The following is a 26,336-nucleotide window of genomic DNA, read 5'->3' as shown; positions in this document are numbered from 1 at the left end:
CGTTGACTTTACCCATGAACGAGCTCGTGAATTTGTCCAGCTCCGCTAAAATTGTTTCCGGGCTGAATTTGCTTGCTATATCGTTGACTTTGCCCATGAATGAAGTCGTGAATTTGTCCAGCTCCGCTAAAATTGTTTCCGGGCTGAATTTGCTTGCTATGTCGTTGACTTTGCCCATAAAAGAGCTCGTGAATTTATCCAGCTCCGCTAAGATTGTTTCCGGGCTGAATTTGCTTGCTATGTCGTTGACTTTACCCATGAATGAAGTCGTGAATTTATCCAGCTCCGCTAAAATTGTTTCCGGGCTGAATTTTGTCGCGATTTCGTCTGCTTTTTTCATAAAGGATGCTGCAAACTTGTCCAGTTCTGCCAAGATGGTTTCGGGATAAAATTTGCTTGCAATTTCATCGACTTTTTTCATAAAGGATTCTGCTATTGTATCCAACATTGAAAAGCTGTTCTTCGGAGAATCGTCAGAAGCGGCAGTCGGCGTCTTCCCGATTTCCGGCATTTTCTTTTGCAATGCGGCGAGCTGCGCTGTCACCTTTTCATTTAAGGATAGCTGAATGCTGTTGTTTTTTCCCGTCAGCATATCGATGCCCGCTGAAATGCGGCCGACTGTTTTCATGACGTGATCAATTACGCATATGGTGACAGAATAACCGCTCTTTAACGCTGACTGCATATAACGTTGTATACGCTGAATGGCGGGTGTCACTTGATCTGCCGCACTTAGTGTAACGGTAAATCCTTTAAACCCAGCGGCCAAATCCCGCAATCTCTCAAATGCCCCTGTCACGTTATCCTTAGCTCCTATTTTAATGGTTAAAGACGCAGGCAGACCCGCTAATTGAACTTGCACCTTTTGAATGACGGCACTGGCTCCGTCTTCAGCTTTAATAGAGATGGTTTGTGCGCCCAGCTTTCTTTTCATAGATCGTTGAATGCGATCAATCGTACTTAAGACAAATTTACTCTCTTTCCGTATATCAATTTCGCTTTTGCGTTTCGACATTTTTCTATATTTCTCAAGCGCTCTAAAGCCGCTTTGAATTTTCCTTATTTTCTTAGTCACTCGATCTTCCAATTCAAACCGGGCCGTCAGCTTTGCCATTATGTTGCTCCCCCTTTCTTCGCTTGTTTTTCAAGAATGTCCAGCTTATAACCGATTAATCCGTATAACAGCGCCTTGAAATGTCTCGGCGCTTCATATAACTCTTGCAGTTCTGATGGAGAATAATGAAGCTCGTGCATCGCGTAATAAAGATACACGGCTTCCTTGTTCCCATCCTTTATTAGTTTTTTGCTTCTTGCTCCAAATCTTCCAATTCGTCTTCAAAACCGTTGATCTCGATTGCTTTGTTTAACCAGTTGGCATATTCGCCGCCGACTGAAAGAACACGTTTTGCCACCTCTACCGGGTCTGCCGTTTTGTATGCCTCGCGAAGCTCTTTAGAGCGGAAATCAGGATAAATTGTAGATTCTACTGCAATTCGCGCATAGAAACGCTGACTGTCTAAGTCTTTTACGCGGCCGCGGCCTTTCACGTTTTTATACGTCGTGCTTTCCTTTTCCAATTCATCAATGCGTTCAGTCGTGATCGCTTTAAAAATGAAAGGCACCATATTTCCTTTTTTATCAACAAACCGCTTTGAAAGAGGAACCTTTATTTCCTCAGCCTCCACTGTTTTTCCCGGCATAAAGAAGGACAGATCATATACTTGTTCGTTTTTTTCGCTCATCATCAAAACTCCCTTTTATCTATGTTTTTCTTGTCTAAAAGCAGACCTTCCTCTCAGAAGGCCTGCTTCATACTTCAAGTCCGGACTTAAAACGTTTCAGAAAGCTTCTCCGGCACATCAAAATCTTCAAATGTAAACGGCACTTCTTCTTCGAGCGCCTCTGAGTCGACATCCAATCCGGCGATTTTGGCTGAATCAAAGTTGACGTCGTATAGTGTGACACGTTCTGTGCCGCGTCCTGATGATTGGTCGTCAAGAACGGCCTGCAGTGTAAAATACGGATCGCTGCCTTTTTTGACGTAATCCATCATGAGAACGGCGAATTTTGATGTGACTTTATAAAATGTCGCCGTGCCCGTTCCGTTGGCGCCTGTCGTTTTGTGGCCCGTCATGCGGCGGCCCATGATGTTAACTTCTGATTTGTTTTTTTCCACGTTTGCTTCAAATGTTTTGATGTGTGCCATTTCTTCCCCATCGAGAAATAAACGGCCTTCTTTTCCTGAAATGGTGTTTTGCGCTTTTAATGCCATCTTAGTTTACCTCCACGTTAAAGTAGAATTTTTCCGCTGCGTCCACAGGCTGTACGGCGAGATCAATTAAAAAGCCGTCGCGGTCTTCGTTCAGGCCGATTTTGATATCGTTATCTGAGTCAAAATCAGTAATGCCTCCTGCATCCTGAAGCGTTGTCATGTACTGAATAATCATCGTTTTGACGAATTGAAGGCCGTCATTCGTAGCCGGAATATCGCTACCGCTGCCTTTTTTCGATTTAATTAATGCTTTCAGCTCACGGGTCAAATCGTTGTTCACCGCATCAAGCACACGGACGATTTTGTTTTTCGCGAATTTTTTGTTTTTCTCAGCGGTAAATGTGACTAATGAGTTGATGTCCTTTTCAACGCTTACCGACTTATCACGGGCATCATATGAGAAAAGGAATTCTCCCTTGGCGAGACGTTCGACAACTTCATCATGATCCAGGCGGTGAAGCACATCGACGGCGCCTTCGTATTCAACAAATGTTAATGATTGATTAAAAGTTGCACCTGCGCTTGCGCCCGCCACCCAGGCAGTCGCCTCTTCAGCTTTCACCTCGGTTCCGTCTTCAAGCAGCACGCCTTCCGTTACATTGATGATGCCTTCATAATCTCCGTTGTAATGGGCGGTCACCCCTTGCACTTTTTGTCCCTGTGCGTCACGGAGGCGTTTAATAAATGCGGCGAAAGTCGCTTTCAGCTGATCATTATCAGCAACCGGAAGAGCGATGACATCAAAGTTTTCCGTTTCGGCAGCCGCTAAGAAATCTGTATAATCCGAGTTGACCGGCGCCTTATCTGTTCCGCCTGCCAAACGGATGCCGGCCGCCGGATGCAGCGTTTCACCGGACTCTTCCTCAGACCCAGTCAGCGGGATGGATGAAGACAGTTCGCCTGTTCCGGTGAAAGTGACATAACCGTTTGCCGTTAATTGCTCGGCTTTTTTCACGGTTTGTTTGTCGACTTCCGCTCCATCCATATAAGTCGTCACATCGAAAGCAGTTTGGTCAAGGACATTTTCACTGATTCGGATCATGATGTCATTTCCTTTTGATCCGCCGTATAAAGCAGTTGCTTTTACACCTGGCGAGATATCAGCGCTCGCTCTGATTCCCTCTGTCAGGCGGTACATCAGAACGGTCCGGGCTTTTTTCTTTGCCTCGCGTAAAAGCAGCAATGACGGATCTTCAATGCTGAGCCCCACTTTTTTGTTCAAATCCTCAATGCTCGAAATGGAAACGAAAGTTTTTGCTTCACCCCAATTTGATGCGACGGGAAGAGCGACAATCCCCCGTTCACCGAGTGCCACCCGTTCTTGTGCCGTTGTTTTAAAGTTGAAATAGATACCTGCACGTTCTTTTTCTTTTCCCTGCGTAAATGTTCCGCCGTTCATTATTGCATAACCTCCTTGGTTAGAAATGTTTGAATGTAAGTTTGGGCTTGCGCTTTTGTCATTTGTTTTTGATCCACGCCGAATAAAGCCCCCTGAAGAATTTCAGGTTTAACGCCGAAAAGCTCCTTCGCGTGCTTCGTTAAATCCGCCGTGTCAAAAAGGACAGAGCCTTCTTTTTTCACGGCTTTTTGCTTTTTATTTTCGTTCACTTTTGTTTCACCCCGCTGTTTATGTCAATGTCCCGCAAAGCGGGATTTGAGTGTTTCTGATAATAGTAACGGCTCGTCCACCGGATCATGATCACTGCCTCGCCCTTGTTCCCGATCCTCGTTTCCATCCGTGTGATGCGGATGAAATCACCGGTATGTTCGCCTGCTTCCGTTAATAGCGGGATCTGCTGTCTTGATTCTCTGACAGCGTCAGCTATCCGGTCCGCAGTATAAAGCGCCTGCACCGAGTCAAGATGGAACAGCTTTATATTGAGGCTGTATGTTTTCTTGAAGGTGGAGACCGTATCATTCTCGTCAAAAACGGAAGGCGGCGGGATATATAGGGAAGGCACCTGAAATTGTTCAGGCAGTTCGCTTTCATAAACCGGAACGTCACACTGTTTATATAAAAATGCCGCAATTGACCCGGTTTCACTGTTCATCCGATTTTCCCCCCCAATGTTGTGAGCCACTTATCCAAACGCCTATTCAGCGAGTTTTCAAAGAGCTTTTCATACAGAAGAAGAGCGTCATCCCAAAATTGACTGCCGCTGATCCATTGTTTCTTCAGCGCCATTCCCGTTGAAGCTGACGGATCATAAATGAACCGGGACCCTTGAAAATACCCGGACACCCATCTTACATTTTCATCCGAGACGGTCCAATGTCCGTCATTTAAGAAAGAGGCGTAATCCAAATTGGTGCCGATTTCAAGGGACAGCCCGCCCTTTTCTGTGATCCACACATGATCCTGCGCTCCTTTTCGAAAGGAGGATAACAGCCTCTCCGTATCAATGCCCCGCGAATGAATGAGTTCATCTCGAACCAAATCGAGAAACTGCATCCCGGACTGTTCCAGCCATTTGGCCGCCTGGCGGGAAAAGTCTCCGGAGGCGGCTTTTGCTAATGATTGATTCCACTGTTCAAGGCCCTTTATTTTCATAACCTGCCATCCCTCACAGCTATGGCCTCCCAATGGTGATGTCTCACTTTTTTCGGCATTTCCAGAATATAAACGTGGTCTTCCCAGATGATTTTGTCGTTCACACGCAACACGGTATCTATCGGAAAGTGAACGAGGAACCGCTGATACACCTTGTGATCAGGCTCAAGCTGGATGAGCTGCTGCTGTTTTTCAGTGAAGCAGCACGGCACGCTTTGTTCATCAGGTGTATCAGGATATGTGAAAACAGGCTGAAGCTTTTGGGCCGGAATTCCGAAGCGTCCGCTCTCCGGAACTGACGCCGTCTCATGATAAATATCACACCTGTCAGTGAGCAGCCGTTCGTAGCTCATAACGTTCTCACCTTTACGCTTGAAGAAACCGGAGAATAGCCGGGCGTAATATAATCACTGAGCAGATGGTACACCGCAGGTTTTTGGATTCCGCCTTCTGCTGCTACTGTATAAGTGTAGTCACCTATTTTTTCAGACTGATAGGCGGAAGCGGCTGCTTCATTCTGATTCAAAAGCGCAAAATACTGGGCGAGCTTTACTATCGCGAGTTTCGCTTTTTCAGGGAGCGGTGTGTACATGGGATCAGTAAACGGATGACCCGTCAGTCTTGCCGCTTCTGCCTCCGCCTCCAGTATATCCTGCACAAGCAATTGCTCAGGCCTGTTTTTGACTTGATCATAAACTGAGTACGAGGAAACGTCAGACGGCTGAATTAACATAGCTGCCCCACCTCCATCTGTTATTCTTTGACGTTGATGATTTTTGCGCTTGCATCTTCTTCTTCAAACTTGCTGTCAAGTTTAGCAGTCAAGACAATGATAAATTTACGGCTGCGAATATCCTTATCTACTTCAATTCTGATATTTCGGGAGAAGCCGAGAATGATATTTTTCGGATGGGTTAAAATAATGTCAGACGCGTCATACTGAGCATTTCCCTCTCCGACTGTATACGGCTGAAGGTTGGAAACCCCTTTGACAGGGACGCCGAATGCCGAAGACAACCCGCCTTGCACCGCGAGATCCCCTAAGTTGGTTTGACGGTCAGCCACCCGGTCTTTCCATTCAATCTCCATGCCTTGGGATGTATAAAATCTGAATTCCTGAGGAAGTCGCAAATATTTTGCAGGCACCGCTTTTAAGCCTTTTTTGAAGGTGGCTCTGGACAGCTCCTCTCCCTTAACGTCAATGACGTGAGAAACGGCCTGCTTGCGGATCCCGTCAAGCTGGGCAAGATACGGATCAGATGAAGATGTATCGCCGTTTACGACAAGCTCTTCAATATCCACAGCTGCCCGTTCCGCTAAAATCTGCATGATCGTCTGCTGCAAGCCGTCTTTTTCAATGTTGTTTTCCAGCGTGTCATACGTAATGTTAATTTCTGCAATGACTTCCTTCGTATTCAGCTGAACCGTGCTTGTTGACGGGACGGTCAGCTCATCATTTGATAAAGCCTTTCCTTCTTCAGCTGCCCGCAGGATACGCTGGCCGAAACCGATTTTTTCAAATTTCTGCGAGTCGTTTTCCATTTGGATGACACGCGATTCACTGAAAATGGTCGGCGTGTTCTGCACCATGCGGATAAATGCCGACGCTTGTGCGGGATTCATTAATCCGCCGCTTTTTAAAGCGGAAAGTGACATTTCCGCTTTTCTGATGATATCTTGATTTCTCACTCTAGAGTTCCTCCTTCTGACTGGGTTTAGAGCAGTCCGCTCCAAATGGATTTTTTGACCGGCTCTTGGCTGCCGCTCATGTCATCTTCCGTCTGCTTTGAAGCCCCGCGTACTTTTTCGAGCGCTTCAAGTCGTTTAATAATCGGGGCAAGCATGTCCTCGACAAGCTTTTTCAGCTTTTCATCGTCAGGCGGCGCAGATGACGCGTCTTGCGCGTCCGTGTTTTGATCCATATTGTCAAGGCGCTTCAACAGCGGATACAGCGCGTGTTCAATGGATTCTCTCAAGTCTTCTTTTTTCATCTTTTTCATGTCCTCTCCCTTGCGGTATCTGGATTTACGGTCGCGGTCCAGCAATTGCTTGACCACGCCGAATAAGCCGGCTTGTTTGTCCTCCGGCTCTTCATATACGTCAGCGGTTCCCGCCATGCTGTAGCCTGTAATGACACCGGCTTTAATTTGTTCCCACACTTCATCAGATGCTTTTGTGACAAGCACCCACGACCCTTTTCGGATCTGCGCTCCGCCGATTTGAAAATCATCCGGCGCGACATATGATTCCACCACCTCGCCGGTGCCGCCTTCAAAGTTATGATTCGTGTCAATATTTCGGGCATCGGCCAGAAATCCGTGAGCGGCCTTTTCAATTTCTTCAGCTGTCATATAGTCGCCGTGGGCATCCGGGACATCCGGCTCATACACGATGCCGTAGACGAGCTTTTGATCATCCGGCTCGCTTTTCGTAAACAGCTGCACCTTTTTTTCAAACGACGGGAGGCCGGCTGCTTTTGTGAAAAAAAATTCTGTCTGGTTCGCCGCCTTATCTACGTAGCTCACAAAGCTGATGACGGCATTTCTTAATTCCCTCGGCACGTGATTTTTTCACCCCCTTTCAGGACTGGTTCAGATCTCCGTTCGTTTTCTTTGCATTCTGATCTTGCGCCCCTTGTAATGGGGGACGGCTGTAAATCTCTTCCGGCCATTCTTCAAGCGTTTTGCCGAGCACTCTGCCTGCCAGATCACGTAAATCATTAGGCGAGACGGCACCGGCCGTAATGAATGGCGTGAGCACCTTCGCAATTTCAAGCGGATCGCGAAAATCAGGGCCCTTTAATGTCAGCTGCACATCATGCAGTCCTAATTCAGGCAAAAATAAAGTGTTCAGCTTGTTGACAAGCGTTTTTCTCTCCGGCTGAAACACCTGCTCTTCCGTTATTTTCCGGGCGGTATCCGCCGTCGCTTTGTTGTATTCCTGCGCCTCGCCCGTATAAAGCGGCGGAAGGCGGAAGGCGGAGCGGAGTTTATTTCTGCTCTTGTCGTCATATTCAAGAAACAGCGCGTCATCCTGTAAAATTTCTGCAAGCGATTTGATTTCCACGGAAACGGGCGTGATGTCTTCTCCGCCGTGAAGATCTTTCTCCTTGGCGATGCCTTCTGCCTCGATTAACAGAAATTTATGGGCGTTTTCCACCCCTTCCAGGTCATTCATATAGTCTTGCAGCTCTTTATACGATGTTTCAGACAGCATGCCGTTTTCGACTGTAATTGCGGCCGGCACGTGGCGGCCCTGCTTAAAGTACATGAAGTTAAGCTCTTCTGCTTTTCGTGCCCCATATAGGTTGACGATATTGCCGACCCAGCGCGGAATGCCGTATGCGCCGCTGCCGATTTTCAAGTGAATGGCTTCATTTGCCTGATATTGCTGGGAAAGGGTGTTCACATATTCACCGGTCCGCATGTCCATAATGCGCGGGTCGCCGTATTCTTTGAAGAAAACTTTCCGGCCGTTTTGCATCTGAACATATTTGCGGAAGCGCTTTTGCCTTTTGATCGTTTTCGATGTGCCGTTTTCTTCGTAGGAAAACGTGACTTCAACAGGATCGGTAACACCGCAAACCCTCATGTTTTTCACATCTAAATATTCGATCCCCGCCGGTTTTCCCGATCCGTCCCGAAGCACTTCCATAAAGCCGTTTCCCGTTTTTTCCCGGTCTTCTATCGCATATCCAAGGATCGTCTCGGCTGATTCGTCGAAGTGAAGACATTTGTAAAAGCTTTCAAGCATCATCCAGTTTTTTTCAGCCTGCTTCTTTTTAGCCGGGGCCACATCTGAGCTGTTCACATCAAAGGTGTACTCAACATCAAATCCGAAGCCTGTAATGTTGACCCGGTATGCATCAATACATTGCTGAAGGATTGTAGAGTATTCCGCAATCGTTTTCAGCTCTATAATGTTATAAGGCGGAGAAATAATGTCTTCGCCGTAAAGGTCGGAAAATTGATCATCATACAGCTGCTTTGCCTGCGGTGCGGCCATATTTGATTTAAAAACGGTGGCTCTTACGCTTTGATTATTCGGCACCGTTTACCTCCTCCTTTCTCGATTCGGGCGGGCCCGTTTCTGTGATGAATCTTTCAGATCCGCTACGTCGTAATCATCCAATGCGTACCAAATCGCTGAAAGCGTGTGGGGATCTATTGAAAATTCATCTTCCGACAGAGCGCCGTTTTTGTTCTTTGCATAGGTTAAGGTTTGCAGTTCATAAATCGTATGCTGACAGCGGTCTGAGCAATAAATGTTCCTGAACCGTTTCAGCTTTTTTGTGTATTGCAGCCGGGAACCGGGAAACTTTTTCGCCGCGACCATGTGAAAGCCTTGCTGGCGGAAATATTGAATGCTTTTCGGCTCGGCTGAATCTGCTTTGATCAGCTCTTTTTTGTCTGCCAATCCGCGAAGCTCTTCAGCTGTTTTGTCATCGGTCATTTTGTTTTTATAATATTCCCAGAAAATATAAAGCTCCTTGTTGTCCGGATCGACGGCAAGCCGAATGACGGCATTGTATGACTCTTCAAAACCAAAATCCATGCCTGTCCGAAACATCGGCTGCCTGATGGCTTCGATCCGCTGTTGTAAAACCTCATGCTTCATAACTTGAAACTGCGGGAACACACGGATGCCGTTTACGCCGAATTGTCCTTTACGGGCAATTCTGTACAGGTCAGGATCATATTGCTTTAAGCTGTCCAGCTGAGCGATGTAGCTTTCTGGCAAAAACATATTGTCGCAGGCGGTGGAATGGTGGTAATACGTATCCCCCTTGATGACGGTGCCTTTTTCATACAGCTCCCGGTCATCCAATACGAACCGTTTGTTTTGCTCATCACGGAAAAAATGCCGATACGTCCAATTGGAGGTGCCGACCGGATTTGTGGTGCATATCATATGAAGCGAAAGCTCAGGATGGCGCAGACGGCCGATCAGCTCCTTAAAGCCCTCATACTTCACTTCAGAGCATTCTTCAATCCAAATTAAAGAAATGTGATGGATGGATTTTAATTTGGCCGGGTTGTCCATGCCCTTGAACATGATCCGGCTTCCGTTTGCAAATCTCAGCTGCATCGGTGAGGATACTGCCTTTACGGCAAATGCCAGCCCAAGCTCCTCGATAATGTCCTCAAACAGCGCAAAGGTGGAATCCCGATGCGTATCAAACACCTCGCGCACGACAAGCGCCGTCCGTTTCTCCCGAAGCAGCTTCAAGATGATTTTCAGCGCAGTATGATAGCTTTTTGATGAGCCGTAGCCGCCGACGAGAAATTGGTACGTTTCATTCCAATTGAACAAATAATCCTCAAAGCGCGGGTTGACTGCTTTTTCAATCATGCCCGTTCCTCTTTCCGGGTGATGATAATATCAATCGGCTTTTGGCTGTCCTCTGTTTTTTCCAGCTTCTGCTGTGCCAGCTTTAATTTTTCATTTTCGATCTTTTGTTTAAATTGATCCGGGAATAGGTCAAAATACAAGGACAGCTTTTCGAGCGCCTTCATTTTGTCGGCAAGCTTAATGGCGATGCCTTCCTTGCCGAGTTTTGCTTCTGTCACAATCGTGCCGTCCACAAGACCCGAATCTTTTACGTCGACGTAGCTGATTTCCTGCATAATCGGATTGTCATCTTCATCAAACAGCGGCCCTGATTTTCCGAAGGCCTGAACTTCTTTTTTTCCGAAGGTTACATAATCCGTGATGTCGGCGAAAGCGATTTTCACATACACTTGAAGGACGTCCATCGCTTCGATAAACACTTTATTGACCATTTCCTTTTTCATGCGCCTGATTTCTCCGGCGACCTTTTCGTTTTTTAGCAGCCTGCTTCCCGTCACATGCGCGCTTTCCGGAGAATACCCGGCTTTAATCGCGGATTGAGTGGCGTTAAAGCTTTTCACATAATATAGGCAAAACAGCCGCTGGCGTTCGTTTAAATCATCATTATCATGGCAGACGTTTTTTCCGGGGGTTCTCTGTTTTTTATGTAATGCTTCTTCCCAGCGCCCTTCTTTTTTCCACCTGCCTATCGTCCTTGCGGATACGCCGGCCTTTTCGGCAACGGCACGGTTTGTTATGCTGCCTTTATGCGCCTTATATATTGCAAATGCTTGTTCTCGCTGTGTGTTTTTCATGTTACGGCATCACCGCCACCTCCGACATGATTGTCTATAATAAAAAGCGGCTTCTTTCGGCCGCTTTCATGTTTTCGTCTATTCACTTCTAGGTGGCAAACGTATGACAAGATGTTAAGCAGGTGACTGCTTTTTTTCTTCCTGCTGCTTTTGTATTTTTAACAGCGCCCGTTTGATCGTCGTCTGTACGGTTGATTTCTTCACATTCAAAAGCGCCGCAATCCGTTCATAGGAAAAGCACTCTGCTTTGTGAAGGAGAAGCATTTCTTTTTCTCTATTAGTTAAAAGGGCTAATGCTTCCCGGATTCTTATCCTGTCTTCTTCAGTAATATTCCCGCTCGGTTCAACCATCATCGCTTGTGAATAGGTTTCTATAATTCTCGGATCTTTAATCAGCATTCTTTGATAGGCATCTCTGCGGTCAATTGCTCTTCTTATGCCGGGCTGCCGTCCTTTCTCAAGCCATTCCGTGACATACTCTAAATCAGTAATGATCGTTCTGATTATTTTTTTATCCTTCAGCTCTTCCGCCGAAAGTGCTGCTTCATCAGTCTCCAGCTGCTTGTACCATTTTTTCGTTTGCTTCAGCGTACGTTTATATTCAAATAATAAGTCTTCCATTATATGATCCTCCTCTTTTTGAGAACAAAAAAAGGACACCAATCAATGCACAAATATGCGCAATTGATCAGTGTCCGCAGGCTTTCCGTCTTGGACGTATTCTGTTTTTTAAAAATCTAATTCAACTTAAAGCCGATTTCGTATTCAACCCGGGCCAGATCTCCCTTTCTCGTTTCGACAAGCGTTTTGCCGTGCTCCGGCGCTTCGGCGAGCCATGCTTCCCCCTTCAGCCCGTCTACAATAATGACGCGCACCTTGCCTTCCTCCAATTGGCTTTGCAATGTCGTTGTTTCGATGTTTGCCAGTTTTTTAGGATTCATGATAAAAGCCCCCCGTCTGTTTTGTTATTTTTACTTCATTTATGATGTGTTCGAGCTCATGAATGAACTCTTCCTTCTCCTCGGAAAGCTCTCCCTTTAACATGCGAAGGGCCGTTTCGGCCGCTTCATAAAGCTCCGGGGCTTTGGCCATCAATGCAGCGTTTATTTGCTGTGAGTATGAGCTTAAGTTGAAAACGGCTGCGATGAGCCTGCCGTTTGAATAAGGGAATCTCTCCCTGTCCGCTTCATTGTAAGCAGAATAAATGTAAATTGGTTTTTCTTCTCCGCTGTTTACCGCCCGCCATGGGGCGGGACTGTTTTTCAATTGCAATGACTGTCCTCACTTTCCGTCGGCTTCATGCCACGATTCAATTTGTTTTTCGATCCGCTTTGCCCGGAACAGCAGGCAAAAAAGCCATTTTATATATTTATACATGTACATCCAGCCTCGCTTTACCGGCTTGAATTATTTTCTCCAGCCGTTTGATGACCGGCGTTAAATCAGCGCCTGCTTTGCAGTTTGGGCACGGGTGAAAGACAGCCCCGAAAGCAGCCGCTTTGACGATGACTTTTTTCGTTCGGCACAGCTCACACATTATCTCGCCCCCTCTAACCTGTGGTTCAGCTCATACGGGTTTCCTTTGATAATGACTAAATAGTCGCTGCACATTTCATAAATCCTTGTACCGAGCGCCTCATCAATTTGCACAAGCTCATCACAGGCCAGCTCACTGGAAAGAAGAATCGGCTTATGATTTAAGTAGCGGTAATTAATGACGGCATACATCTGTTCAATCTGCCAGTCAGTCGCCCGCGGTTTTCCGTTCAGCGGTTTAAACAAGTCATCAATAAAGAGCACATCAACGTGCTTCATGCGGGAAAGCTTTGCGTCCAGCAGATCAAAATCATTTTTCAAATCCGTAACCCCCTCCACAAACGGAAAATACACAACCGGGGTTTGCTTTTGTCTCATGACAGCATTACTGAGGGCGGTAAGAAGATGTGTTTTTCCCGAGCCCGGCCGCCCCAAAAGGGCGATGCTGTTTTTCCGGCTGTTTTTGATCCTGTCAAAATGCTCAATAAATTCAAGTGCACAGTCATAAGCGTCGATAACGGCCTGCGGCTTTCCTGACGTTCGGAATCCCGTGAAATTCAGCTTCCTGAAAGCGTCGGTAATTTCACTTGCTCCAAGCAAACGCTTCACTTTCCGGTCAGCGGCGCAGCCGCACTTCACCCATACATCCGTTTCGTTTTGCATTCTAAGATACCCGCCCTGATCTTTACAGAGCGGACAGTCATAGCGGCTTTCGTCTGATACGCCCGGTCTGTCCGCCAGTAATGGACGTTTCCCATTTTTCAGGTCGGTCAGAATCTGCTCGATTGTTCGTTTTGTCATGTATCTTATTCCTCTCTCTTCTCGTTGTGATTGTCTTTTTCGCAATTCGTGCATTCAAGCGGTCTTCCATAAACTTGGCACAATAGCTGAAGGCCTTAATCGTTTCAGTGGAAGAGGTGCGCCGATGTTCAAAGGCTGTAAAGCATTCGCCAAGCCATTTGATTGCTTCGTGTGCTGAAACACCGCGGGAAACAATGCGGGCGATGGCTTGATAATCTCTTGACGATGCGTACACGCGGCGCCCCTCCTGGGCAGACCTTAATCTGATAAAGTGGCCCGCAATCTTGTTTATTTCATCTTCAGCAGTATTGTCTTTTGTTATATCTATATCTGACCGGACGTTTTTGTCCTCTGGATTTACCGGAAATGTCCGATCAGAGCCTTCGGGGCGGATATATGTGTCCGCTCTTTGCGTGAATTTTTTCGAATGCTTAACAGAAATCATCAATCCGTAAGGCGCCCGGACGACTTTGATATATTCATGCTTTTCTAAAAGATCAAGCCATCTTCTGACGGTTTTTTCACTGACGCCGAATACCTCAGCCATCTCCCTTGCTTTTACGGGTTTTTGCCCTAGAACGATCCCCCACTTGACTCCATCGTGCACCTGTTCCTTTGTCGTTGAGCTGATGAACCATAAAAACAGCCAAACAGAGGAACCCATTTTGTCATAATGTTCTGAATTCAATAATCCCGAATATGTAAGAAACGGATAGCTGTTACGATCCATGCTGTGTATCACCATTTTTCTTTAAGTTTACATACAACTCATATTGCATTCGGTTATCAAAACGGAATACCGGAAGTCCGCAAGCGGTAAACGAAATGGAACCGCCTGCTTGTCCTAAAAACTGCTGGTCAGCCTGATTGCGGCTGAAGCGAATGATAATCGGCTGCATATCATACCCCCCTGATAATATTCTTATCACTTATGATACATTTCGTATCTCTTTGAGTTCGATTATATACGATACATTTCGTATCATCAAGACATTTTTGATACTTTTTTTATCATCTCTTTATTTCGATACATTTTGTATCTATAATCAGAAGTAACTTAGGGTGTTGAAAAAAGAGAGGTCATTCGGATGATAGGCGGAAGATTGAAGAGTCTCAGAGGAAAAAAAACACAGGAAGAAATCGCTAATCATATCGGTGTCTCACGGGCCAGATACTCTCATTATGAAAACGGCCGCTCAGAACCCGATTATGAAACGCTGCAAAAGCTTGCGGATTATTTCAAAGTGACGACAGATTACTTGTTAACCGGAAAAGAAAAGCCTTCAGATGAAGATATGTTTTCAGATCCCGACTTGCAGATCGCGTATCGGGACATGCAGGATTTTTCCCCGGAAAGCAAACAGCAGGCGATTGAATTCATTAATTATCTAAAAGAAAAAGAAAAAAACCGCAAGCCGAAAAATAAATAATTCGCTCTTTTCGTTAAATAAAACGAAAAATAAGCCGATAAAAAGGCTGCATGTTTAGTTTTAAAAGAAAAGGGAAATGATTCAAAGTCCGATGAGGGCTTTTCTTTCTCACTCAAAAAGGAACATATGTTCGAAAGGGTGTATTCAATTGGGCGATTTTTTAACACATCTGGAGGAATACGTAAAAAACTTATATTGCCGCATGGGAATGACCGCCCCTCTTCATATTGATATGCAGGCCATTGCGAGGGAGCTTGATATTTGGATTCATTTTGAAGATATCCCCAGCATGATGCTGAAGCGAGACGGCATGTACAGCATCATACTTAATCAAAGAAAGTCGCCTGAAGAGCAGTGGGAGGATTTCGCGCATGAGCTGTGCCATGTGCTGAAGCATACCGGAAACCATTTTCACATGAACAAGCTGTTCAGAGAGCTGCAGGAATTTCAAGCCAATCAATTTATGTACCACTTCTGTGTGCCGACCTTTATGCTGTTAAATATGGAGCTTCCCCAATGGAGAAGCCATGCCGTCACTTTAATCGCAGCCGCCTTCCGTGTGACAAAATCATTTGCGGAAAAAAGGCTGGAGCTTTTTGAACGGCGTAAAGCAGGTATTCAATTTCAGAAGCAGCTGGCGTATCATCTGTCAGGAAAACGAAAAACGGGCGGGTATCAGCCGGCGGAGCGCCGCATGGCTGCCGCCGAACGCAAAGAAGCCTACAGCTTCAGCAGCTCTGAATAAAAAACGCCGGGCATCCAGCCCGGTGACAGCACTCTCAATCAATCTTCACAGTAAAACACACGTTTTACCGCTTCCACATAACGAAAAAAACAATCATTTTTTGAAAACCTCCGCCCGCCGAATGTAAAATGATCGAAAAATGCCCGCCGCTGGGCGGTGCTCAATTCAAGTTGTATGCCCAATGCTTTTTTGCTTTGATTTACGATATTAGCCGGGTGCGCCCCCTTGAATCTCCCGTTTTCAGCCGCAAGTTCGGCGCTGAATCCCGCCTCACGGAGACTTTCCACAATGGCTTTCGCGCCGGCAATATCTGATCCGCCTGCAATCGTGTGCATTTTTGTCCTATCACGGTAGCCGTGAAACGCAAGGGCAGCGTCATGCCGCTTAACCATTCTAAGCGCAACCGGCTCATCAAACCGGGTGCTTGTCAGATGCAGAAAATGATTATTTCGTTTTTTCATGCCCTCAAATAAATAGATAGAGCAGCGGTCGGAAAAAGCATGCACGAGCTCGCTTACGCCGGGTTCGATTCCACCCCCGTGAGGACTGAAAACAATACGGTCAGCCTCTTGTTTTTCCCGACACACGATGCGGTATTCCGATTCCGCCGCTTTTAATGCATGAAAATGATTATACATATCGTTCATATTCAGGTGCTCTCCTTTACGTATCAGCACCAGTTTACGCTACACCGGACAAAATGAAAATGGTTTTCTTCGCCTTTAGGTTAAGAGAGCTTTGCTTCCAATTTTGCTTTTGTCTTCGGTCCGTATATTCCGTCAGCTGGTAAGCCGTTCACTGATTGGAACCGTTTGACGGCATTTGCCGTTTTCGGTCCGTATACACCGTCAGCTCCATGATTTTTGGCGCCTTTGTCAGGATAAAAATAAAGCGAAGAGAGCGCCTGCTGCACTTGGAGAACAGCACTGCCTTTCATCATAGGGCTTGTCACCTTAAGAATGCCGGACGGGAGCTTCCAGTGACTCGCTTGGCTGGGAGATGAGACCGCAGAATGAAGCTTGATCGCTTGGCCGATCTTAATCAGATTAGGATTTTGAATGTGGTTTATGCTTTGCAGCGTCTTCAAGCTCACACCGGTGCTTTGGGCAATTCCAGAAAGCGTATCGCCTTTTTTGACGTAATAAACGGAGTCCTTATGTGCAGATGAGACAGTTTTAACATCAGCACTCCCATTTAATTTTTTTTCAATCGCAGCCTTCACTTCATCCCAGCGGCCCTCGGACAAAATACGGTGCGGGCAATATTTTCCGTTCCAGTCCTGATGTTTTCTGATCCGGTCAATCCCCCAGCCGCGCTCCCTCAGCAGCTGTGCGATAAATGTGATCGCCAGGTCCTCTGCAGCTCTGTACCGTGCGCCGCCAGACTTGCTGTAGCAGATTTCTACCGCAATTGACTTCCTGTTTCCCGTACCGTTAGTGCCGTCTCCCGAGTGCCAGGCATTTCGGTCCAGAGGCACCCCTTGAATCACTTCTTTGTCATCGACAGCAAAATGATAGCTTGTTGATTCGCTGTTGCCGATCATATAGCTGATTTCATTAGCAGCTGATGCGTCATTCGCCGTATTATGAATGGTAATATACTCCGGCGTCATCGTATTGGGGCACTTTAATGCGTATTTATCCGCAGATACGAGCCGTTTTTTTACTTCAATACTCACTCTTCATCTCTCCTTATGCCTTTTTCACTACTAGGTGGCATTCGTAGGACGGATGTCCGAGCAGAAAGACCCTGTATTTGGATAAAAATGCTGCAATGAGAAGAGGAGCGGAAACTAAATAAGACCCTTCAGAGGAAGGGTCTTCATGTATTTATGTTTGGTTGCGTGCGGCAATGTGAAATGTGCCGTCCGTTTGATCCGCTGAATGGCTTTCATGGCTGAACACCTGTGTAAAGCTGAACCCGACAGCAACAAGCAGCAATCCTGACAACAGTTTAGATTTCATAGAGACAATCTCCTCTCTGGATTTGTTTTTGGGCGTGCACCATTTTCTCGTAAAACGTGAGCGCTTTTTCAGGCTGTCCATGTTCCATGTAAAATTTAGCAGCATCATGCGCCAGTTCTTCTACATACGGATACAGCATGTGTTCTTCCAGAAAATCAAACGTGTGCTTGACGGATGCGTTATCCATTTTCTTTCCGTATAACGCATGTAAAAATTGAAACAGCTCTACAAACAATTCATCATTGTACTCGCGGGCAATGTCCAGTCCCAGACGGTATTGCTCCTCTGCTTCAGCAGTTGTGTTTTGTTTATAAAGAACCTGTGTTAATGAGTAAATAGAATGCGGAAGATTATCGAACTTTTCTGACTTGCAAATGGAAACGGATGTCTCAAAATATTCGGCTGCTTTAGAGAGGTCTCCCATTTTTTCGTAACAGTTTCCGAGATTATATAAGGCTGAACTGATAAGACGGGGATTGCCTTCTTTTTTTGCAAGATCTAAAGCCAGTTCTAAGTGGGGCAATGCTCTTTCTGGATACTGCATGTCATCATAATTCCCTGCAATAACGAATTCACATTGGATTCTGCGGACGTTGTACGTTTCATACGATTGGTACGTTTCAAGCGCTTGAACAGCATAACTCATGGAGACGTAGGTTTGTTTCAGGTTGTAGAAAATCTCGGCCATTTTAAAAGCAAACTCAGCTTTTTCGATGTCGTCAGAAACGAGGGCAAGGTTTTTTTCAGCCCGTTTGTAATACATCATGGCGTTTAAGAACATTTTTTGTTTGAATTCATACATTCCTCGAAAGAAATTAAAATAGTAATCAAGCAAACCTGTAAGCTTGTACTGATTGCCTTCAATGTCTTCCAATAATTCTGAAAACTCAGGCTGAGAAGGGTCCTCTTTTAAAGGCTTGATGTAATCAAGCATGACACGGTGTCTGAATTCCATTAATGAATAATACAGCAATAAATCCTGATCTTCTTCCATATCCTCAATTTCTCTCTCTACTTCACGTTTGACGCGTTCCGCTTCAAACACGTGAAACTGTCGGATATGGGTATACCATTCATTAATTTTGAGCCCGACAAAAGAGGACGGAATAGTCTGCTTCATCCTCAATTAATCCCCCCTTTTGGAATGACCGAGATATGTCATATTTTATCATATTTGCAAGAAAAAGAAGAACGCAAAAAGACCGCAATTGTCGAATTTCGGCTAACCGCAAAGATTCAGCCGCTGTTTTTCCTGCTGCACCGGGGCTTATTGCTTGTCTCTTCCCTCCCAACTGATATAGCATGTCAGTACAGCTTTTATCTTTTTAAATGGGGGTAAACACATGACAGCACAAAATCAACTGGTCAGCCACTTTTTATCACATCGAAATGTGACGATTGAACTGGCGGAAAAAATCAGCCGGGAGCATTACGATTACAAATCTGCGGAAACATCAATGTCTGCTGAAGAACTTGTGAAACACATTTTTTCTTCATTCCTCATGTTCGCAACAATCATTAAAGAAGGAAATGGATCAGCACTCCAAAACATGCCCAAGGAAGAAGAAACAGATCTCATAAAACTGGCGAAAACGTACACAGAAAAAACGACAAACATTTTGTCAGAGCTGACTGATGAGCAGCTGAACCGCGAAATTGACCTGACCGCCAGTTTCGGCAGATATGTAACCGGAGCCGCTCTCCTTCAGCTTGCCATGGAGCATGAGATTCATCATAAAGGGAATTTGTTTGTATATGTAAGAGAAATGGGCCATACTGACCTTCCGTTTTATCAGCAAAAATCATAGCCTGCTCATCCGCCGAACCAGCGATATCATTGCTGGGCCGGCGGATTTTTTCTATTCATTTAAATATTCTAAAAATTTAATTGATTATAGCCTTCTAATCATATATAATCTGATAAAAATAGTCGGATTATTCAGGAGGCATTCAGATGAGTGTAAGTATTTTATTCATGGGTTTCATTGTCGGAACGCTGGTCGGGTTAACGGGTGTCGGGGGAGCGGCGCTTTTAACTCCCTTATTGATTATTTTAGGAATCAACCCGTCTATCGCGGTCGGCACTGATCTTTTATATAACTCGATCACCAAACTGTTTGGCGTTGTTTCCCATTGGAAACAACAGACCGTTCATTTCACACTTATTAAAATATAAACAGCAAACGCAACGATGTATACCAGAAATGATCCAGTCATAAATTTTACGGGTTTTCTTGAGAAGTTTAATACTCCTCTTAATCCGTCATTCAAAATCATTCCGAAAAATGTAACCAGCGTAACTCCTAAAGCCAGCATTGAAATCACAAAAATAATTTGCTCCATGTAAAATCATCCTCCATTTACATTCTGTTTTTTTTCGAATAAACGTATAGGCCTGATAAGGAAACCGAAACATACAGTCCCAGTATCAGTAATCCCCAAACTGAAAAAATTGAATTGGAATATCCCATATCACTTTCAAAAATTTGAATACTGAAACGATAAATAAAAGAAAAAGGAAAGACGATTGAGATATCACTTGCTAACAGTATTGTCATTACTAGAAATGAGGCTACACCTGTTATCATTACAACCACTACATTTTTACTTAAGAATGCAATTAAAGCCGCAATCGGAATTGTAAGCAGACTTAGAGTGGTGGAAGTAAAAGATGTTGCTACTAACTAAAACAAGTCGTTAGCCGTTACGTCTTCCCCAAAAAAGAAAAACAAGGTTGTTAAGTGAATAACATGATTAATAGACGAAATCAAAAACAAAAATAGAAAAGCTGCAGCTAGCTTTGATAAAATCAATTTGAATTTATGATACGGATATGACATCCAGTTCAACATTGTCTTGTTTTTAAACTCTAAATAAAAATAAAAACCTGAAAAAATAAAAATAACAGTTGGAAAAAGGATGGAATACTGATTAAAAACAAACATATAAAATTTATTCCAATCTGTATTTTCATTCATAGTCAGAAGACCGATTCCATTTATGAGGAATGGCAAAAAGCTTAGAAAGAAAATAACATAAATTGATTTTAGTCTTTTCAGTTTCATAAATTCGTTACGCACTAACAGACTCATGACCTTCCTCCTTGGCCAGCAGTTTTAAATAAAGATCTTCCAAAGATAACTTAAATCCGTCAATAGATTCCATGTTAACTCCATAAGGATTTAAATTCTCTTTCATTTCCGACGGATGCACTACCGAAATAAATTCAAATTGCTGTGTATTTCTTGAAATAATATGATCAGCAAATTCCTCAATATCCGCCCAATCAATTCCTGCTTCCGCTGGTATTTTGTATAAATAAAGATGTTGTGTATTTTTCATAAAGGCTGACTCAAAAATAATTTGTCCCTTATTCATAATAAGCAATTCATCAGCCATGAGATTAATCTCACTTAAGAGATGACTTGAGATAACGACTGTGGTCCCATTTTTCATTACTTCTTGTATCAGCATTTCCCTCACTTCTTTAATACCATAAGGATCTAAACCGTTCGTCGGTTCATCCAGCAAAAGCAATGCGGGAGCGTGCGCAATTGCTCTGGCGATTCCCAGCCTCTGTTTCATTCCTAATGAAGTTTGTGAAAACAGCTTATCTTTATGTTCATAAAGTCCAACCGCTCCTAAAACCTCATTTATTTCTTCTTCCGAAGCTGATCTTTTTAAATAGTTAAGATGCAGTTTAATATTCTCAAAAAGAGTCAAATTTTCATAAAAACCGGGAAATTCAATAATGCTTCCGATAGACTGAATCACATCGTTATTCGGATTACAATATAAGTTATTTCCCTCAAAAATCACTTCACCTGAAGTTGGAGGAAAGATCCCTAACAGAACTTTAAGCAATGTCGTTTTCCCTGCACCATTCGGACCTAACAAACCGTAAATTTTCCTTTTCTCCAGTGTCAAATTTATATCATGTAAAATTTCTTTCTTTTTTATAGAAACATTAATACCTTTAGATATTAAAGCTGGACCATCCTTCTCCACTTATCATCATCCCTTTCCGTCTTGTTCTGTTTATAATATAAACTTACGAGGTTAAAAAGAAGATATAATCAAGGTTAATTTAAGTTTAAATTTCTCAACATAAAAATACGTGAAACCGCTATGGTTTCACGTTTCTTCACTGCTGTTTTGGTAAATAATAAAAACCGTTCCGTTTTGATTGCTTTTTATTTTATGTTCCAGTCTCATTTGTTTGAGCATCATATTTATGATAGACAATCCAATTCCGGCACCTTTTCTTTCAGATCTATAATCCATTCCAGGGCCCTTATCCTCAATTATTATAGCGAGTTTATTTTCTATACATTTTGTCTGCACTGAAACGTATTTTCCAGAATTAGCATGGCGCAAAACATTTTGAAAAATGTTATCAAGAATTCTTTCTAACCAAGTCTCGTCTATTTCCCATACGATGTTTTCCTTTAGATTAATATCTATTGTAAAGTGCTCTTTCTCAAAAATTGGATACCAAGCTGTTAACGAAGAACGTATAATCTTTAATATGTCACACCTCTTTTTATGAAGCGGCAATTTACCTGCAGCAAGAAGAGAAAAAGATGACAAATTGTCAATCAGTTCGCCCATAAAAGTAATTTTATCATTTATGATGTCTAGTGAATGCTTTCCATTTTCACTGCTTATTTCATTCTTTAACGAAAATGTATGACCTCTTATAACCGTAAGAGGTGTCCTTAAATCATGGGATAAATCAGCAATCAAGTTTTTTCGGATTTCACCTTCTTCCCGCTCTTTTTGTCTGCTGTTCTTCAATTCCTCAACCATTTGATTGAATGAATATTCCACTTGTCCCAGTTCATCGTACTGTTTAACTGTTACAAATTCTGGTATTCCATCATTATCTTGTTTTTTCATATGATTTCCCAGAGAAATTAACCTTTTTTGTATTTTTGCAAAAAACATCCATGAATTAATCACAAAGAGTGAACAGACAAAAATCAAGGCGATAAACCATATATAGGAATACTTGGCCCTCATAACTTCCCATTGAGAGCCTATAATTGAGCGGGGAGTATCTAAAAATGCATACCCGCTGTCTTCACTCCCATTTAAATAAGCACTCAGCAATAAATATTTCTTTTGGTTTTGTTCCATTAATTTGATCAATTCGCTTACGTGAATAATCTCACCTTTTTTGGCGAACCGATCTGAGGTTGAAAAAATCACCTTTCCCTTATCATTTATCCAAATGATATCAGAGTGTTTATATTGCTTCATGTGTGGAAATGCAGCTGTAATTTCTCGATTAGACTTTCCTGAAAAATTTTCTATATCGGACTTCCAATCACTTTCCAATTTATTTGGTTCATAATGTACTTGACCCTGATGATCAATAATGTATGTTAATGTGACATAATATAGAAAATTAACGCCTAAAAAGGCTATCGGAAAAAATAAAATTGAGGCAATGATATTAATAAGGTACTTTGTCGATAATTTCATTGTTTAATCCTATATCCTATCCCTCTGATTGTTTCAAGAATCTCTGGCTCATTTGGGTTTATCTCGATTTTTTGCCGTAAATGCCGGATATGTACCATTAACGTCTTATCCCCTTCGATATAAGGCTGTTCCCAAATATTTTCGTAAATTTGTTCCTTTGTTAATATTTGATTGGGATGTCTAAGCAAAAGCAAAAAAATCCTTAACTGCTTGTCAGTTAAAAATATTTCCTCATTGCTTTGATTATTTAAAATCCTTTTTTCTTTCAAGTAAATACTTAAGTGTTTTAGCTTCAACTCATGAATAGCAGTCTTATCAAACCTTCTTAACAATACTTCAATTCGTGCGACCAGTTCATCGGGATGAAATGGCTTTGTCACATAATCATCCGCAAACCCTAATCCTTTCAGTTTATCTTCTAAACCTGTTCTGGCTGTTAAAAGCAAAATAGGGATCTGCGGATGCGTTTTTTTCATCCTTTGACCGATTGTAAATCCGTCTAAACCAGGCATCATAATATCAAGTACAATCAGGTCAGCCTTTTCTATATATTTTTCATAATTATAGGAAGAAGTGAGCCACTTAATCATATAACCCCGTTCTTCTAAGTCATCCTTTACAAATTGTCCAATTTCTTGGTCATCTTCAATATATAAAATATTATTCATTAGGCCCTCCTCTGAAATTACATGATCAAAAAATCAATCTTCCATAATAATTATATGTATTATAAAAATCTCCTTATTTAAGGCACCATTACATAATTATAACTTAATTAGATATCACTAAAAAATTTCTTCTGCTTGTTTAGTGCTACCATTCAGTTTTTGTGCACTCCATTCCACAATTCATTTCAAGACGCAAATTGATAGGACAATACGAAAAGGCGACCCTTACACGGATCGCCTTTTCCCTTATAACGTCACACCTGACTTAAAAATCGCGAGCTCTCGAAAATCGTTTTTTTCGTTATTGACAAACTCACCGCTTGCGACTTGTATGATGTATTGAATAAAATCTCTTACAATATCATCCTCTGCTGTTTGTTCTTCTGTTAATTGGCCTGCATTATAGTCAATCCAATGAGGTTTTGATTGATAAAGGTTTGTATTCGTTGACACCTTTACAGTCGGAACAAATGTGCCGAAAGGTGTGCCTCTTCCGGTTGCAAACAGTACGATGTGGCAGCCCGCTGCGGCGAGTGCTGAGGAAGCGATTAAATCATTGCCGGGCGCACTAAGCAGTGTCAGTCCCTTTGTTTTCAGTGTTTCGCCGTATGCCAGTACATCAGAAACTGGTGAAATTCCGGCTTTTGTGTGCAGCCAAGCGACTTGTCTTCAAGCGTTGAAATGCCGCCTTCCTTGTTTCCGGGTGACGGGTTTTCATAAATCGGCTGCTCGTGCTTTATAAAATATTGATTGAAATCATTGATCAATCGGACCGTTTTATGAAACACTTCTTCGTTGGCCGCCCGCTGCATGAGAATCGTTTCAGCGCCGAACATCTCCGGCACCTCAGTTAAGACAGTGCTTCCTCCCTGTGCAATCAAGTAATCTGAAAATCTCCCTAATAATAAGTAATATTGTTCACCCACTACAAGCAAACGGTCTTCATATCCGAGAGATTCGGTGAGCTCCTCCCCGTCGTCCACAGGAAAACCCGGAACAATCCGATCCACTAAGGTATTGCAAAAGATGTTCGCATAATGAATCCAATGAATAAAACCTTTCTCCAGCTTCCACAGCTCAGCATATTGAAGAACGGTTTCCTTCAGTCTCCGGCCATTTTCTTCAATCAGCTCACACGGCAGCATAATACAGCCCTTTTCAGCATCGCCTGCAAAAGCCTTGTAACGAAAATAAAGAAAAGCCGTTAATTTCCCAGGGAATGTTTTTTGCGGCATATCCTCCAAACGTTCCCTCTGAGCAAACTTAATGCCGGCTTCTGTCGTATTGGAGATAATAAAACGCAGCTCCTCCGTTTTTGCCAGCCGTTTAAATGATGCATAATCAGAAAAAAGATCAATGCCCCGGCTGATGGATCGGACAATCGTATGTTCATTAACAGGTTTTCCGTCCTTCATCCCCTGCAAAAAAAGCGTAAACAATCCGTCCTGCTCGTTTAATATGTTAATTTTTCCAGACCCTCTCGGCTGAACGGCGACAACGCTGCCGTTAAAATCCGTCAATTGATTCAATTGGTCAACCTGCCAATCGAAAAACGCCCGCAAAAAGTTGCCTTCCCCGAATTGAAGAACCTTTTCCGGATATTGAATGTATCCCTTACACAGTGTCTTATTTAACCGCTGCAAGCTGTTCGCCTCCTTCTCATTATGCACACGTTAACAATTTTCAGCATGGAAAACCGGGTATCTCCAAACGGGTCATTACTCAAGTTTTTTAACAGAATCCCTTATCATAACCTCGGTATTTTCATAGATTTTTTCCGCTGCCGTGCACGGATCAGCGATAAGCGCTAAAATCTTCTCGGCGCCGAGTTTGCTGATTTTTTCAACAGGCCGCTTTACTGTTGAAAGCCTTGGTGTCATGTATTGAGAAATGCCAATGTCATCAAACCCGATGACCGATATGTCTCCGGGAACCTGCATCCCTTTGGCAAAAACCGCATTCATCGCCCCGATGGCCATGTCATCATTTGAACAAAAGACAGCGGTAGGAGGGAATTGAAGAGACATTAGCTTTTCCATCGCCTGATAGCCGCTTTTCATATCATAATGCCCTTTTACACTGTATTCCTGCTTGATCGGAACATGATGACGGATCAGCGATGACAAGTAGCCTTCTTTTCGCTGCTGGGACGATTTAAATCCTTCCTTTCCTTCAATAATGGCGATGTCTCTGTGGCCATTTTCGATCAGGCAGTCAACGGCCTGCATAGAGCCTTCTTTATCGTTTGATAAGATATTGGTGATGCTCCTGTCGTCAATATCTCTGTTCAGTACTACGAGCGGAATGTTTTTTTCGCGGATATGATAAATAAATGAATTATCAGTATCGCTTTGGCTCATTAAAATGATGCCGTCATATCTCATTCGGCTGATAGTGTCATAGCTTTTCAGATCATCGATGCCGCGGACGAATAAATTATATTCCTCGCTGATGGCGCGGTTTACCCCTTTTATGGTGTCGGAAAAGAAGCTGTGTGAAGTTCCGTTTGTAATGCTTGTAAAAAACAGTCCGATCGTATGAGATTTTTGCATGGCAAGGCTTTTCGCATTTACATTGGGTGTATAATTCAGCTGTGCAGCGAGCTTTAGTATTTTCTGTTTTGTATGCTCTTTAATGTAAGGGCTGCCGTTCAGCGCCCGGGAAACGGTGGTGTGGGATACGTTGGCTAGTTTTGCGATATCTTTTATGGTTACCATCGGTTTTCCTTTCTCCATT

34 protein-coding genes and 3 pseudogenes are annotated in these 26,336 nt (G+C 43.5%); 4 read left to right on the top strand and 33 right to left on the bottom strand.

The window, feature by feature from the left end:
- The 22 genes and pseudogenes from AXI59_RS10595 to AXI59_RS10500 form a co-directional block, all read right to left on the bottom strand.
- A pseudogene (locus tag AXI59_RS10595) lies at positions 1 to 1,114 on the bottom strand (transglycosylase SLT domain-containing protein); the annotation flags it as partial.
- Entirely contained in the window at positions 1,114 to 1,254 is a 141-nt protein-coding gene (locus tag AXI59_RS19765) for a hypothetical protein (protein WP_156476263.1), read from the bottom strand. The pseudogene AXI59_RS10595 and the gene AXI59_RS19765, both read right to left, overlap by 1 nt.
- Positions 1,255 to 1,295: 41 nt before the next feature.
- Complete coding sequence (locus tag AXI59_RS10590; protein WP_061523159.1) at positions 1,296 to 1,742, bottom strand: phage tail assembly chaperone; 447 nt, start codon at positions 1,740 to 1,742, stop codon at positions 1,296 to 1,298.
- 86 nt (positions 1,743 to 1,828) lie between these two features.
- Entirely contained in the window at positions 1,829 to 2,272 is a 444-nt protein-coding gene (locus tag AXI59_RS10585) for a phage tail tube protein (RefSeq protein WP_061523160.1), read from the bottom strand.
- 1 nt (position 2,273) lies between these two features.
- Positions 2,274 to 3,671 carry a phage tail sheath family protein gene (locus tag AXI59_RS10580; RefSeq protein WP_061528157.1) on the bottom strand — a complete coding sequence of 466 codons (1,398 nt, stop codon included), beginning with the start codon at positions 3,669 to 3,671 and terminating at the stop codon, positions 2,274 to 2,276.
- The gene (locus tag AXI59_RS10575) at positions 3,671 to 3,880 is read right to left on the bottom strand and encodes a YqzN/YkzM domain-containing protein (protein WP_061528156.1); all 210 of its coding nucleotides are present in this window, start codon (positions 3,878 to 3,880) and stop codon (positions 3,671 to 3,673) included. Before AXI59_RS10575 ends, AXI59_RS10580 begins: the two co-directional genes overlap by 1 nt.
- On the bottom strand, positions 3,877 to 4,323 hold the full coding sequence (locus tag AXI59_RS10570; protein WP_061528155.1) for a phage tail terminator family protein: 447 nt from the start codon (positions 4,321 to 4,323) through the stop codon (positions 3,877 to 3,879). Before AXI59_RS10570 ends, AXI59_RS10575 begins: the two co-directional genes overlap by 4 nt.
- The gene (locus AXI59_RS10565) at positions 4,320 to 4,823 is read right to left on the bottom strand and encodes an HK97 gp10 family phage protein (RefSeq protein WP_061528154.1); all 504 of its coding nucleotides are present in this window, start codon (positions 4,821 to 4,823) and stop codon (positions 4,320 to 4,322) included. Before AXI59_RS10565 ends, AXI59_RS10570 begins: the two co-directional genes overlap by 4 nt.
- Positions 4,820 to 5,176, bottom strand: a complete 357-nt coding sequence (locus tag AXI59_RS10560; protein WP_061528153.1) for a DUF3599 family protein — start codon at positions 5,174 to 5,176, stop codon at positions 4,820 to 4,822. The genes AXI59_RS10565 and AXI59_RS10560 overlap by 4 nt, the downstream gene beginning before the upstream one ends.
- Complete coding sequence (gene yqbG / locus AXI59_RS10555) at positions 5,173 to 5,556, bottom strand: protein YqbG (RefSeq protein ID WP_061528152.1); 384 nt, start codon at positions 5,554 to 5,556, stop codon at positions 5,173 to 5,175. The genes AXI59_RS10560 and yqbG overlap by 4 nt, the downstream gene beginning before the upstream one ends.
- A gap of 20 nt (positions 5,557 to 5,576) precedes the next feature.
- The gene (locus AXI59_RS10550) at positions 5,577 to 6,512 is read right to left on the bottom strand and encodes a phage major capsid protein (RefSeq protein WP_061523167.1); all 936 of its coding nucleotides are present in this window, start codon (positions 6,510 to 6,512) and stop codon (positions 5,577 to 5,579) included.
- A gap of 26 nt (positions 6,513 to 6,538) precedes the next feature.
- Positions 6,539 to 7,384 carry an XkdF-like putative serine protease domain-containing protein gene (locus AXI59_RS10545; RefSeq protein WP_061528151.1) on the bottom strand — a complete coding sequence of 282 codons (846 nt, stop codon included), beginning with the start codon at positions 7,382 to 7,384 and terminating at the stop codon, positions 6,539 to 6,541.
- 19 nt (positions 7,385 to 7,403) lie between these two features.
- Entirely contained in the window at positions 7,404 to 8,828 is a 1,425-nt protein-coding gene (locus AXI59_RS10540; protein WP_156476262.1) for a phage portal protein, read from the bottom strand.
- A 48-nt stretch (positions 8,829 to 8,876) separates the two neighbouring features.
- A complete protein-coding gene (locus AXI59_RS10535; protein ID WP_061523170.1) occupies positions 8,877 to 10,175 on the bottom strand; it encodes a PBSX family phage terminase large subunit in 1,299 nt (432 codons plus the stop codon).
- Positions 10,172 to 10,969, bottom strand: a complete 798-nt coding sequence (locus AXI59_RS10530) for a terminase small subunit (protein ID WP_061523171.1) — start codon at positions 10,967 to 10,969, stop codon at positions 10,172 to 10,174. Before AXI59_RS10530 ends, AXI59_RS10535 begins: the two co-directional genes overlap by 4 nt.
- A gap of 114 nt (positions 10,970 to 11,083) precedes the next feature.
- Complete coding sequence (locus AXI59_RS10525) at positions 11,084 to 11,590, bottom strand: sigma-70 family RNA polymerase sigma factor (RefSeq protein ID WP_061528149.1); 507 nt, start codon at positions 11,588 to 11,590, stop codon at positions 11,084 to 11,086.
- Positions 11,591 to 11,706: 116 nt separating this feature from the next.
- Positions 11,707 to 11,913: an XtrA/YqaO family protein gene (locus AXI59_RS10520; protein ID WP_063668158.1), complete on the bottom strand. Its 207-nt coding sequence runs from the start codon at positions 11,911 to 11,913 to the stop codon at positions 11,707 to 11,709.
- The gene (locus AXI59_RS10515; protein WP_061528147.1) at positions 11,900 to 12,241 is read right to left on the bottom strand and encodes a hypothetical protein; all 342 of its coding nucleotides are present in this window, start codon (positions 12,239 to 12,241) and stop codon (positions 11,900 to 11,902) included. Before AXI59_RS10515 ends, AXI59_RS10520 begins: the two co-directional genes overlap by 14 nt.
- Positions 12,242 to 12,338: 97 nt before the next feature.
- Positions 12,339 to 12,506: a hypothetical protein gene (locus tag AXI59_RS20005; protein ID WP_167348371.1), complete on the bottom strand. Its 168-nt coding sequence runs from the start codon at positions 12,504 to 12,506 to the stop codon at positions 12,339 to 12,341.
- Positions 12,506 to 13,306 (bottom strand): ATP-binding protein, encoded by an 801-nt coding sequence (locus tag AXI59_RS10510; protein ID WP_061528146.1) that lies wholly within the window; start codon positions 13,304 to 13,306, stop codon positions 12,506 to 12,508. The genes AXI59_RS20005 and AXI59_RS10510 overlap by 1 nt, the downstream gene beginning before the upstream one ends.
- Positions 13,206 to 14,036 carry a helix-turn-helix domain-containing protein gene (locus AXI59_RS10505; RefSeq protein ID WP_061528145.1) on the bottom strand — a complete coding sequence of 277 codons (831 nt, stop codon included), beginning with the start codon at positions 14,034 to 14,036 and terminating at the stop codon, positions 13,206 to 13,208. Before AXI59_RS10505 ends, AXI59_RS10510 begins: the two co-directional genes overlap by 101 nt.
- Positions 14,026 to 14,205 carry a hypothetical protein gene (locus AXI59_RS10500; RefSeq protein WP_061528144.1) on the bottom strand — a complete coding sequence of 60 codons (180 nt, stop codon included), beginning with the start codon at positions 14,203 to 14,205 and terminating at the stop codon, positions 14,026 to 14,028. The genes AXI59_RS10505 and AXI59_RS10500 overlap by 11 nt, the downstream gene beginning before the upstream one ends.
- A gap of 189 nt (positions 14,206 to 14,394) precedes the next feature.
- On the opposite strand from AXI59_RS10500, the gene xre reads away from it, so the two are divergent.
- Positions 14,395 to 14,736, top strand: coding sequence for an HTH-type transcriptional regulator Xre (gene xre / locus AXI59_RS10495; RefSeq protein ID WP_061523178.1), 342 nt, complete (start codon positions 14,395 to 14,397; stop codon positions 14,734 to 14,736).
- Between the two features lie 148 nt (positions 14,737 to 14,884).
- Entirely contained in the window at positions 14,885 to 15,481 is a 597-nt protein-coding gene (locus AXI59_RS10490; RefSeq protein ID WP_061523179.1) for an ImmA/IrrE family metallo-endopeptidase, read from the top strand.
- 38 nt (positions 15,482 to 15,519) lie between these two features.
- Here the strand turns inward: AXI59_RS10490 and AXI59_RS10485 are convergent, their stop codons facing one another.
- From AXI59_RS10485 to AXI59_RS10475, 4 genes are all read right to left on the bottom strand, one after another.
- Positions 15,520 to 16,128 carry a poly-gamma-glutamate hydrolase family protein gene (locus AXI59_RS10485; RefSeq protein ID WP_061523180.1) on the bottom strand — a complete coding sequence of 203 codons (609 nt, stop codon included), beginning with the start codon at positions 16,126 to 16,128 and terminating at the stop codon, positions 15,520 to 15,522.
- Between the two features lie 80 nt (positions 16,129 to 16,208).
- Positions 16,209 to 17,159 carry an N-acetylmuramoyl-L-alanine amidase gene (locus AXI59_RS10480; RefSeq protein WP_061528143.1) on the bottom strand — a complete coding sequence of 317 codons (951 nt, stop codon included), beginning with the start codon at positions 17,157 to 17,159 and terminating at the stop codon, positions 16,209 to 16,211.
- A 151-nt stretch (positions 17,160 to 17,310) separates the two neighbouring features.
- Positions 17,311 to 17,445, bottom strand: a complete 135-nt coding sequence (locus tag AXI59_RS19760; protein ID WP_156476261.1) for a PhrA family phosphatase inhibitor — start codon at positions 17,443 to 17,445, stop codon at positions 17,311 to 17,313.
- Positions 17,435 to 18,571 carry a response regulator aspartate phosphatase gene (locus AXI59_RS10475; RefSeq protein WP_156476260.1) on the bottom strand — a complete coding sequence of 379 codons (1,137 nt, stop codon included), beginning with the start codon at positions 18,569 to 18,571 and terminating at the stop codon, positions 17,435 to 17,437. Before AXI59_RS10475 ends, AXI59_RS19760 begins: the two co-directional genes overlap by 11 nt.
- 217 nt (positions 18,572 to 18,788) lie before the next feature.
- On the opposite strand from AXI59_RS10475, the gene AXI59_RS10470 reads away from it, so the two are divergent.
- Both AXI59_RS10470 and AXI59_RS10465 read left to right on the top strand, forming a co-directional pair.
- On the top strand, positions 18,789 to 19,253 hold the full coding sequence (locus tag AXI59_RS10470) for a DinB family protein (RefSeq protein WP_061528141.1): 465 nt from the start codon (positions 18,789 to 18,791) through the stop codon (positions 19,251 to 19,253).
- Positions 19,254 to 19,399: 146 nt separating this feature from the next.
- Positions 19,400 to 19,615: pseudogene (locus AXI59_RS10465) on the top strand (TSUP family transporter); the annotation flags it as partial.
- Here AXI59_RS10465 and AXI59_RS10460 read toward each other — a convergent pair.
- From AXI59_RS10460 to AXI59_RS10430, 7 genes and pseudogenes are all read right to left on the bottom strand, one after another.
- Positions 19,597 to 19,788, bottom strand: a complete 192-nt coding sequence (locus AXI59_RS10460) for a hypothetical protein (RefSeq protein ID WP_061528140.1) — start codon at positions 19,786 to 19,788, stop codon at positions 19,597 to 19,599. The pseudogene AXI59_RS10465 and the gene AXI59_RS10460 sit on opposite strands and share 19 nt — an antisense overlap.
- A gap of 341 nt (positions 19,789 to 20,129) precedes the next feature.
- On the bottom strand, positions 20,130 to 20,537 hold the full coding sequence (locus AXI59_RS20420) for an ABC transporter permease (RefSeq protein WP_240491509.1): 408 nt from the start codon (positions 20,535 to 20,537) through the stop codon (positions 20,130 to 20,132).
- Positions 20,518 to 21,453: an ATP-binding cassette domain-containing protein gene (locus AXI59_RS10450; protein ID WP_063668157.1), complete on the bottom strand. Its 936-nt coding sequence runs from the start codon at positions 21,451 to 21,453 to the stop codon at positions 20,518 to 20,520. The genes AXI59_RS20420 and AXI59_RS10450 overlap by 20 nt, the downstream gene beginning before the upstream one ends.
- A gap of 126 nt (positions 21,454 to 21,579) precedes the next feature.
- Positions 21,580 to 22,932 carry a HAMP domain-containing sensor histidine kinase gene (locus AXI59_RS10445; protein WP_061528139.1) on the bottom strand — a complete coding sequence of 451 codons (1,353 nt, stop codon included), beginning with the start codon at positions 22,930 to 22,932 and terminating at the stop codon, positions 21,580 to 21,582.
- Positions 22,929 to 23,600 (bottom strand): response regulator transcription factor, encoded by a 672-nt coding sequence (locus tag AXI59_RS10440; protein WP_061528138.1) that lies wholly within the window; start codon positions 23,598 to 23,600, stop codon positions 22,929 to 22,931. Before AXI59_RS10440 ends, AXI59_RS10445 begins: the two co-directional genes overlap by 4 nt.
- 246 nt (positions 23,601 to 23,846) lie before the next feature.
- Positions 23,847 to 25,243, bottom strand: a pseudogene (locus AXI59_RS10435) (tagaturonate reductase).
- A gap of 75 nt (positions 25,244 to 25,318) precedes the next feature.
- Positions 25,319 to 26,317, bottom strand: coding sequence for a LacI family DNA-binding transcriptional regulator (locus tag AXI59_RS10430; RefSeq protein WP_061528159.1), 999 nt, complete (start codon positions 26,315 to 26,317; stop codon positions 25,319 to 25,321).
- Positions 26,318 to 26,336 lie beyond the last annotated feature (19 nt).

The organism is Bacillus nakamurai, assembly GCF_001584325.1.
GTDB lineage: Bacteria > Bacillota > Bacilli > Bacillales > Bacillaceae > Bacillus > Bacillus nakamurai.
This window is presented reverse-complemented; position numbering and strand designations above follow the sequence as displayed.

Excerpts from the sequence above, each read along its gene's own strand:
- AXI59_RS10525 (WP_061528149.1), bottom strand. The coding sequence starts at position 11,590 with ATGGAAGACTTATTATTTGAATATAAACGTACGCTGAAGCAAACGAAA.
- AXI59_RS19765 (WP_156476263.1), bottom strand. The coding sequence starts at position 1,254 with ATGCACGAGCTTCATTATTCTCCATCAGAACTGCAAGAGTTATATGAA.
- AXI59_RS10560 (WP_061528153.1), bottom strand. The coding sequence starts at position 5,176 with ATGAGCTACGAACGGCTGCTCACTGACAGGTGTGATATTTATCATGAG.
- AXI59_RS20005 (WP_167348371.1), bottom strand. The coding sequence starts at position 12,506 with ATGTGTGAGCTGTGCCGAACGAAAAAAGTCATCGTCAAAGCGGCTGCT.
- AXI59_RS10470 (WP_061528141.1), top strand. The coding sequence starts at position 18,789 with ATGACAGCACAAAATCAACTGGTCAGCCACTTTTTATCACATCGAAAT.
- AXI59_RS10485 (WP_061523180.1), bottom strand. The coding sequence starts at position 16,128 with ATGAACGATATGTATAATCATTTTCATGCATTAAAAGCGGCGGAATCG.
- AXI59_RS10440 (WP_061528138.1), bottom strand. The coding sequence starts at position 23,600 with ATGAATAATATTTTATATATTGAAGATGACCAAGAAATTGGACAATTT.
- AXI59_RS10580 (WP_061528157.1), bottom strand. The coding sequence starts at position 3,671 with ATGAACGGCGGAACATTTACGCAGGGAAAAGAAAAAGAACGTGCAGGT.
- AXI59_RS10585 (WP_061523160.1), bottom strand. The coding sequence starts at position 2,272 with ATGGCATTAAAAGCGCAAAACACCATTTCAGGAAAAGAAGGCCGTTTA.
- AXI59_RS10460 (WP_061528140.1), bottom strand. The coding sequence starts at position 19,788 with ATGGAGCAAATTATTTTTGTGATTTCAATGCTGGCTTTAGGAGTTACG.
- AXI59_RS10500 (WP_061528144.1), bottom strand. The coding sequence starts at position 14,205 with ATGCAGCCGATTATCATTCGCTTCAGCCGCAATCAGGCTGACCAGCAG.
- AXI59_RS19760 (WP_156476261.1), bottom strand. The coding sequence starts at position 17,445 with ATGAAATCTAAACTGTTGTCAGGATTGCTGCTTGTTGCTGTCGGGTTC.
- AXI59_RS10590 (WP_061523159.1), bottom strand. The coding sequence starts at position 1,742 with ATGAGCGAAAAAAACGAACAAGTATATGATCTGTCCTTCTTTATGCCG.
- yqbG (WP_061528152.1), bottom strand. The coding sequence starts at position 5,556 with ATGTTAATTCAGCCGTCTGACGTTTCCTCGTACTCAGTTTATGATCAA.
- AXI59_RS10430 (WP_061528159.1), bottom strand. The coding sequence starts at position 26,317 with ATGGTAACCATAAAAGATATCGCAAAACTAGCCAACGTATCCCACACC.
- AXI59_RS20420 (WP_240491509.1), bottom strand. The coding sequence starts at position 20,537 with ATGAGTCTGTTAGTGCGTAACGAATTTATGAAACTGAAAAGACTAAAA.
- AXI59_RS10510 (WP_061528146.1), bottom strand. The coding sequence starts at position 13,306 with ATGACAAAACGAACAATCGAGCAGATTCTGACCGACCTGAAAAATGGG.
- AXI59_RS10540 (WP_156476262.1), bottom strand. The coding sequence starts at position 8,828 with ATGGCCGCACCGCAGGCAAAGCAGCTGTATGATGATCAATTTTCCGAC.
- AXI59_RS10535 (WP_061523170.1), bottom strand. The coding sequence starts at position 10,175 with ATGATTGAAAAAGCAGTCAACCCGCGCTTTGAGGATTATTTGTTCAAT.
- AXI59_RS10445 (WP_061528139.1), bottom strand. The coding sequence starts at position 22,932 with ATGAAATTATCGACAAAGTACCTTATTAATATCATTGCCTCAATTTTA.
- AXI59_RS10570 (WP_061528155.1), bottom strand. The coding sequence starts at position 4,323 with ATGAACAGTGAAACCGGGTCAATTGCGGCATTTTTATATAAACAGTGT.
- xre (WP_061523178.1), top strand. The coding sequence starts at position 14,395 with ATGATAGGCGGAAGATTGAAGAGTCTCAGAGGAAAAAAAACACAGGAA.
- AXI59_RS10505 (WP_061528145.1), bottom strand. The coding sequence starts at position 14,036 with ATGGATCGTAACAGCTATCCGTTTCTTACATATTCGGGATTATTGAAT.
- AXI59_RS10530 (WP_061523171.1), bottom strand. The coding sequence starts at position 10,969 with ATGAAAAACACACAGCGAGAACAAGCATTTGCAATATATAAGGCGCAT.
- AXI59_RS10565 (WP_061528154.1), bottom strand. The coding sequence starts at position 4,823 with ATGAAAATAAAGGGCCTTGAACAGTGGAATCAATCATTAGCAAAAGCC.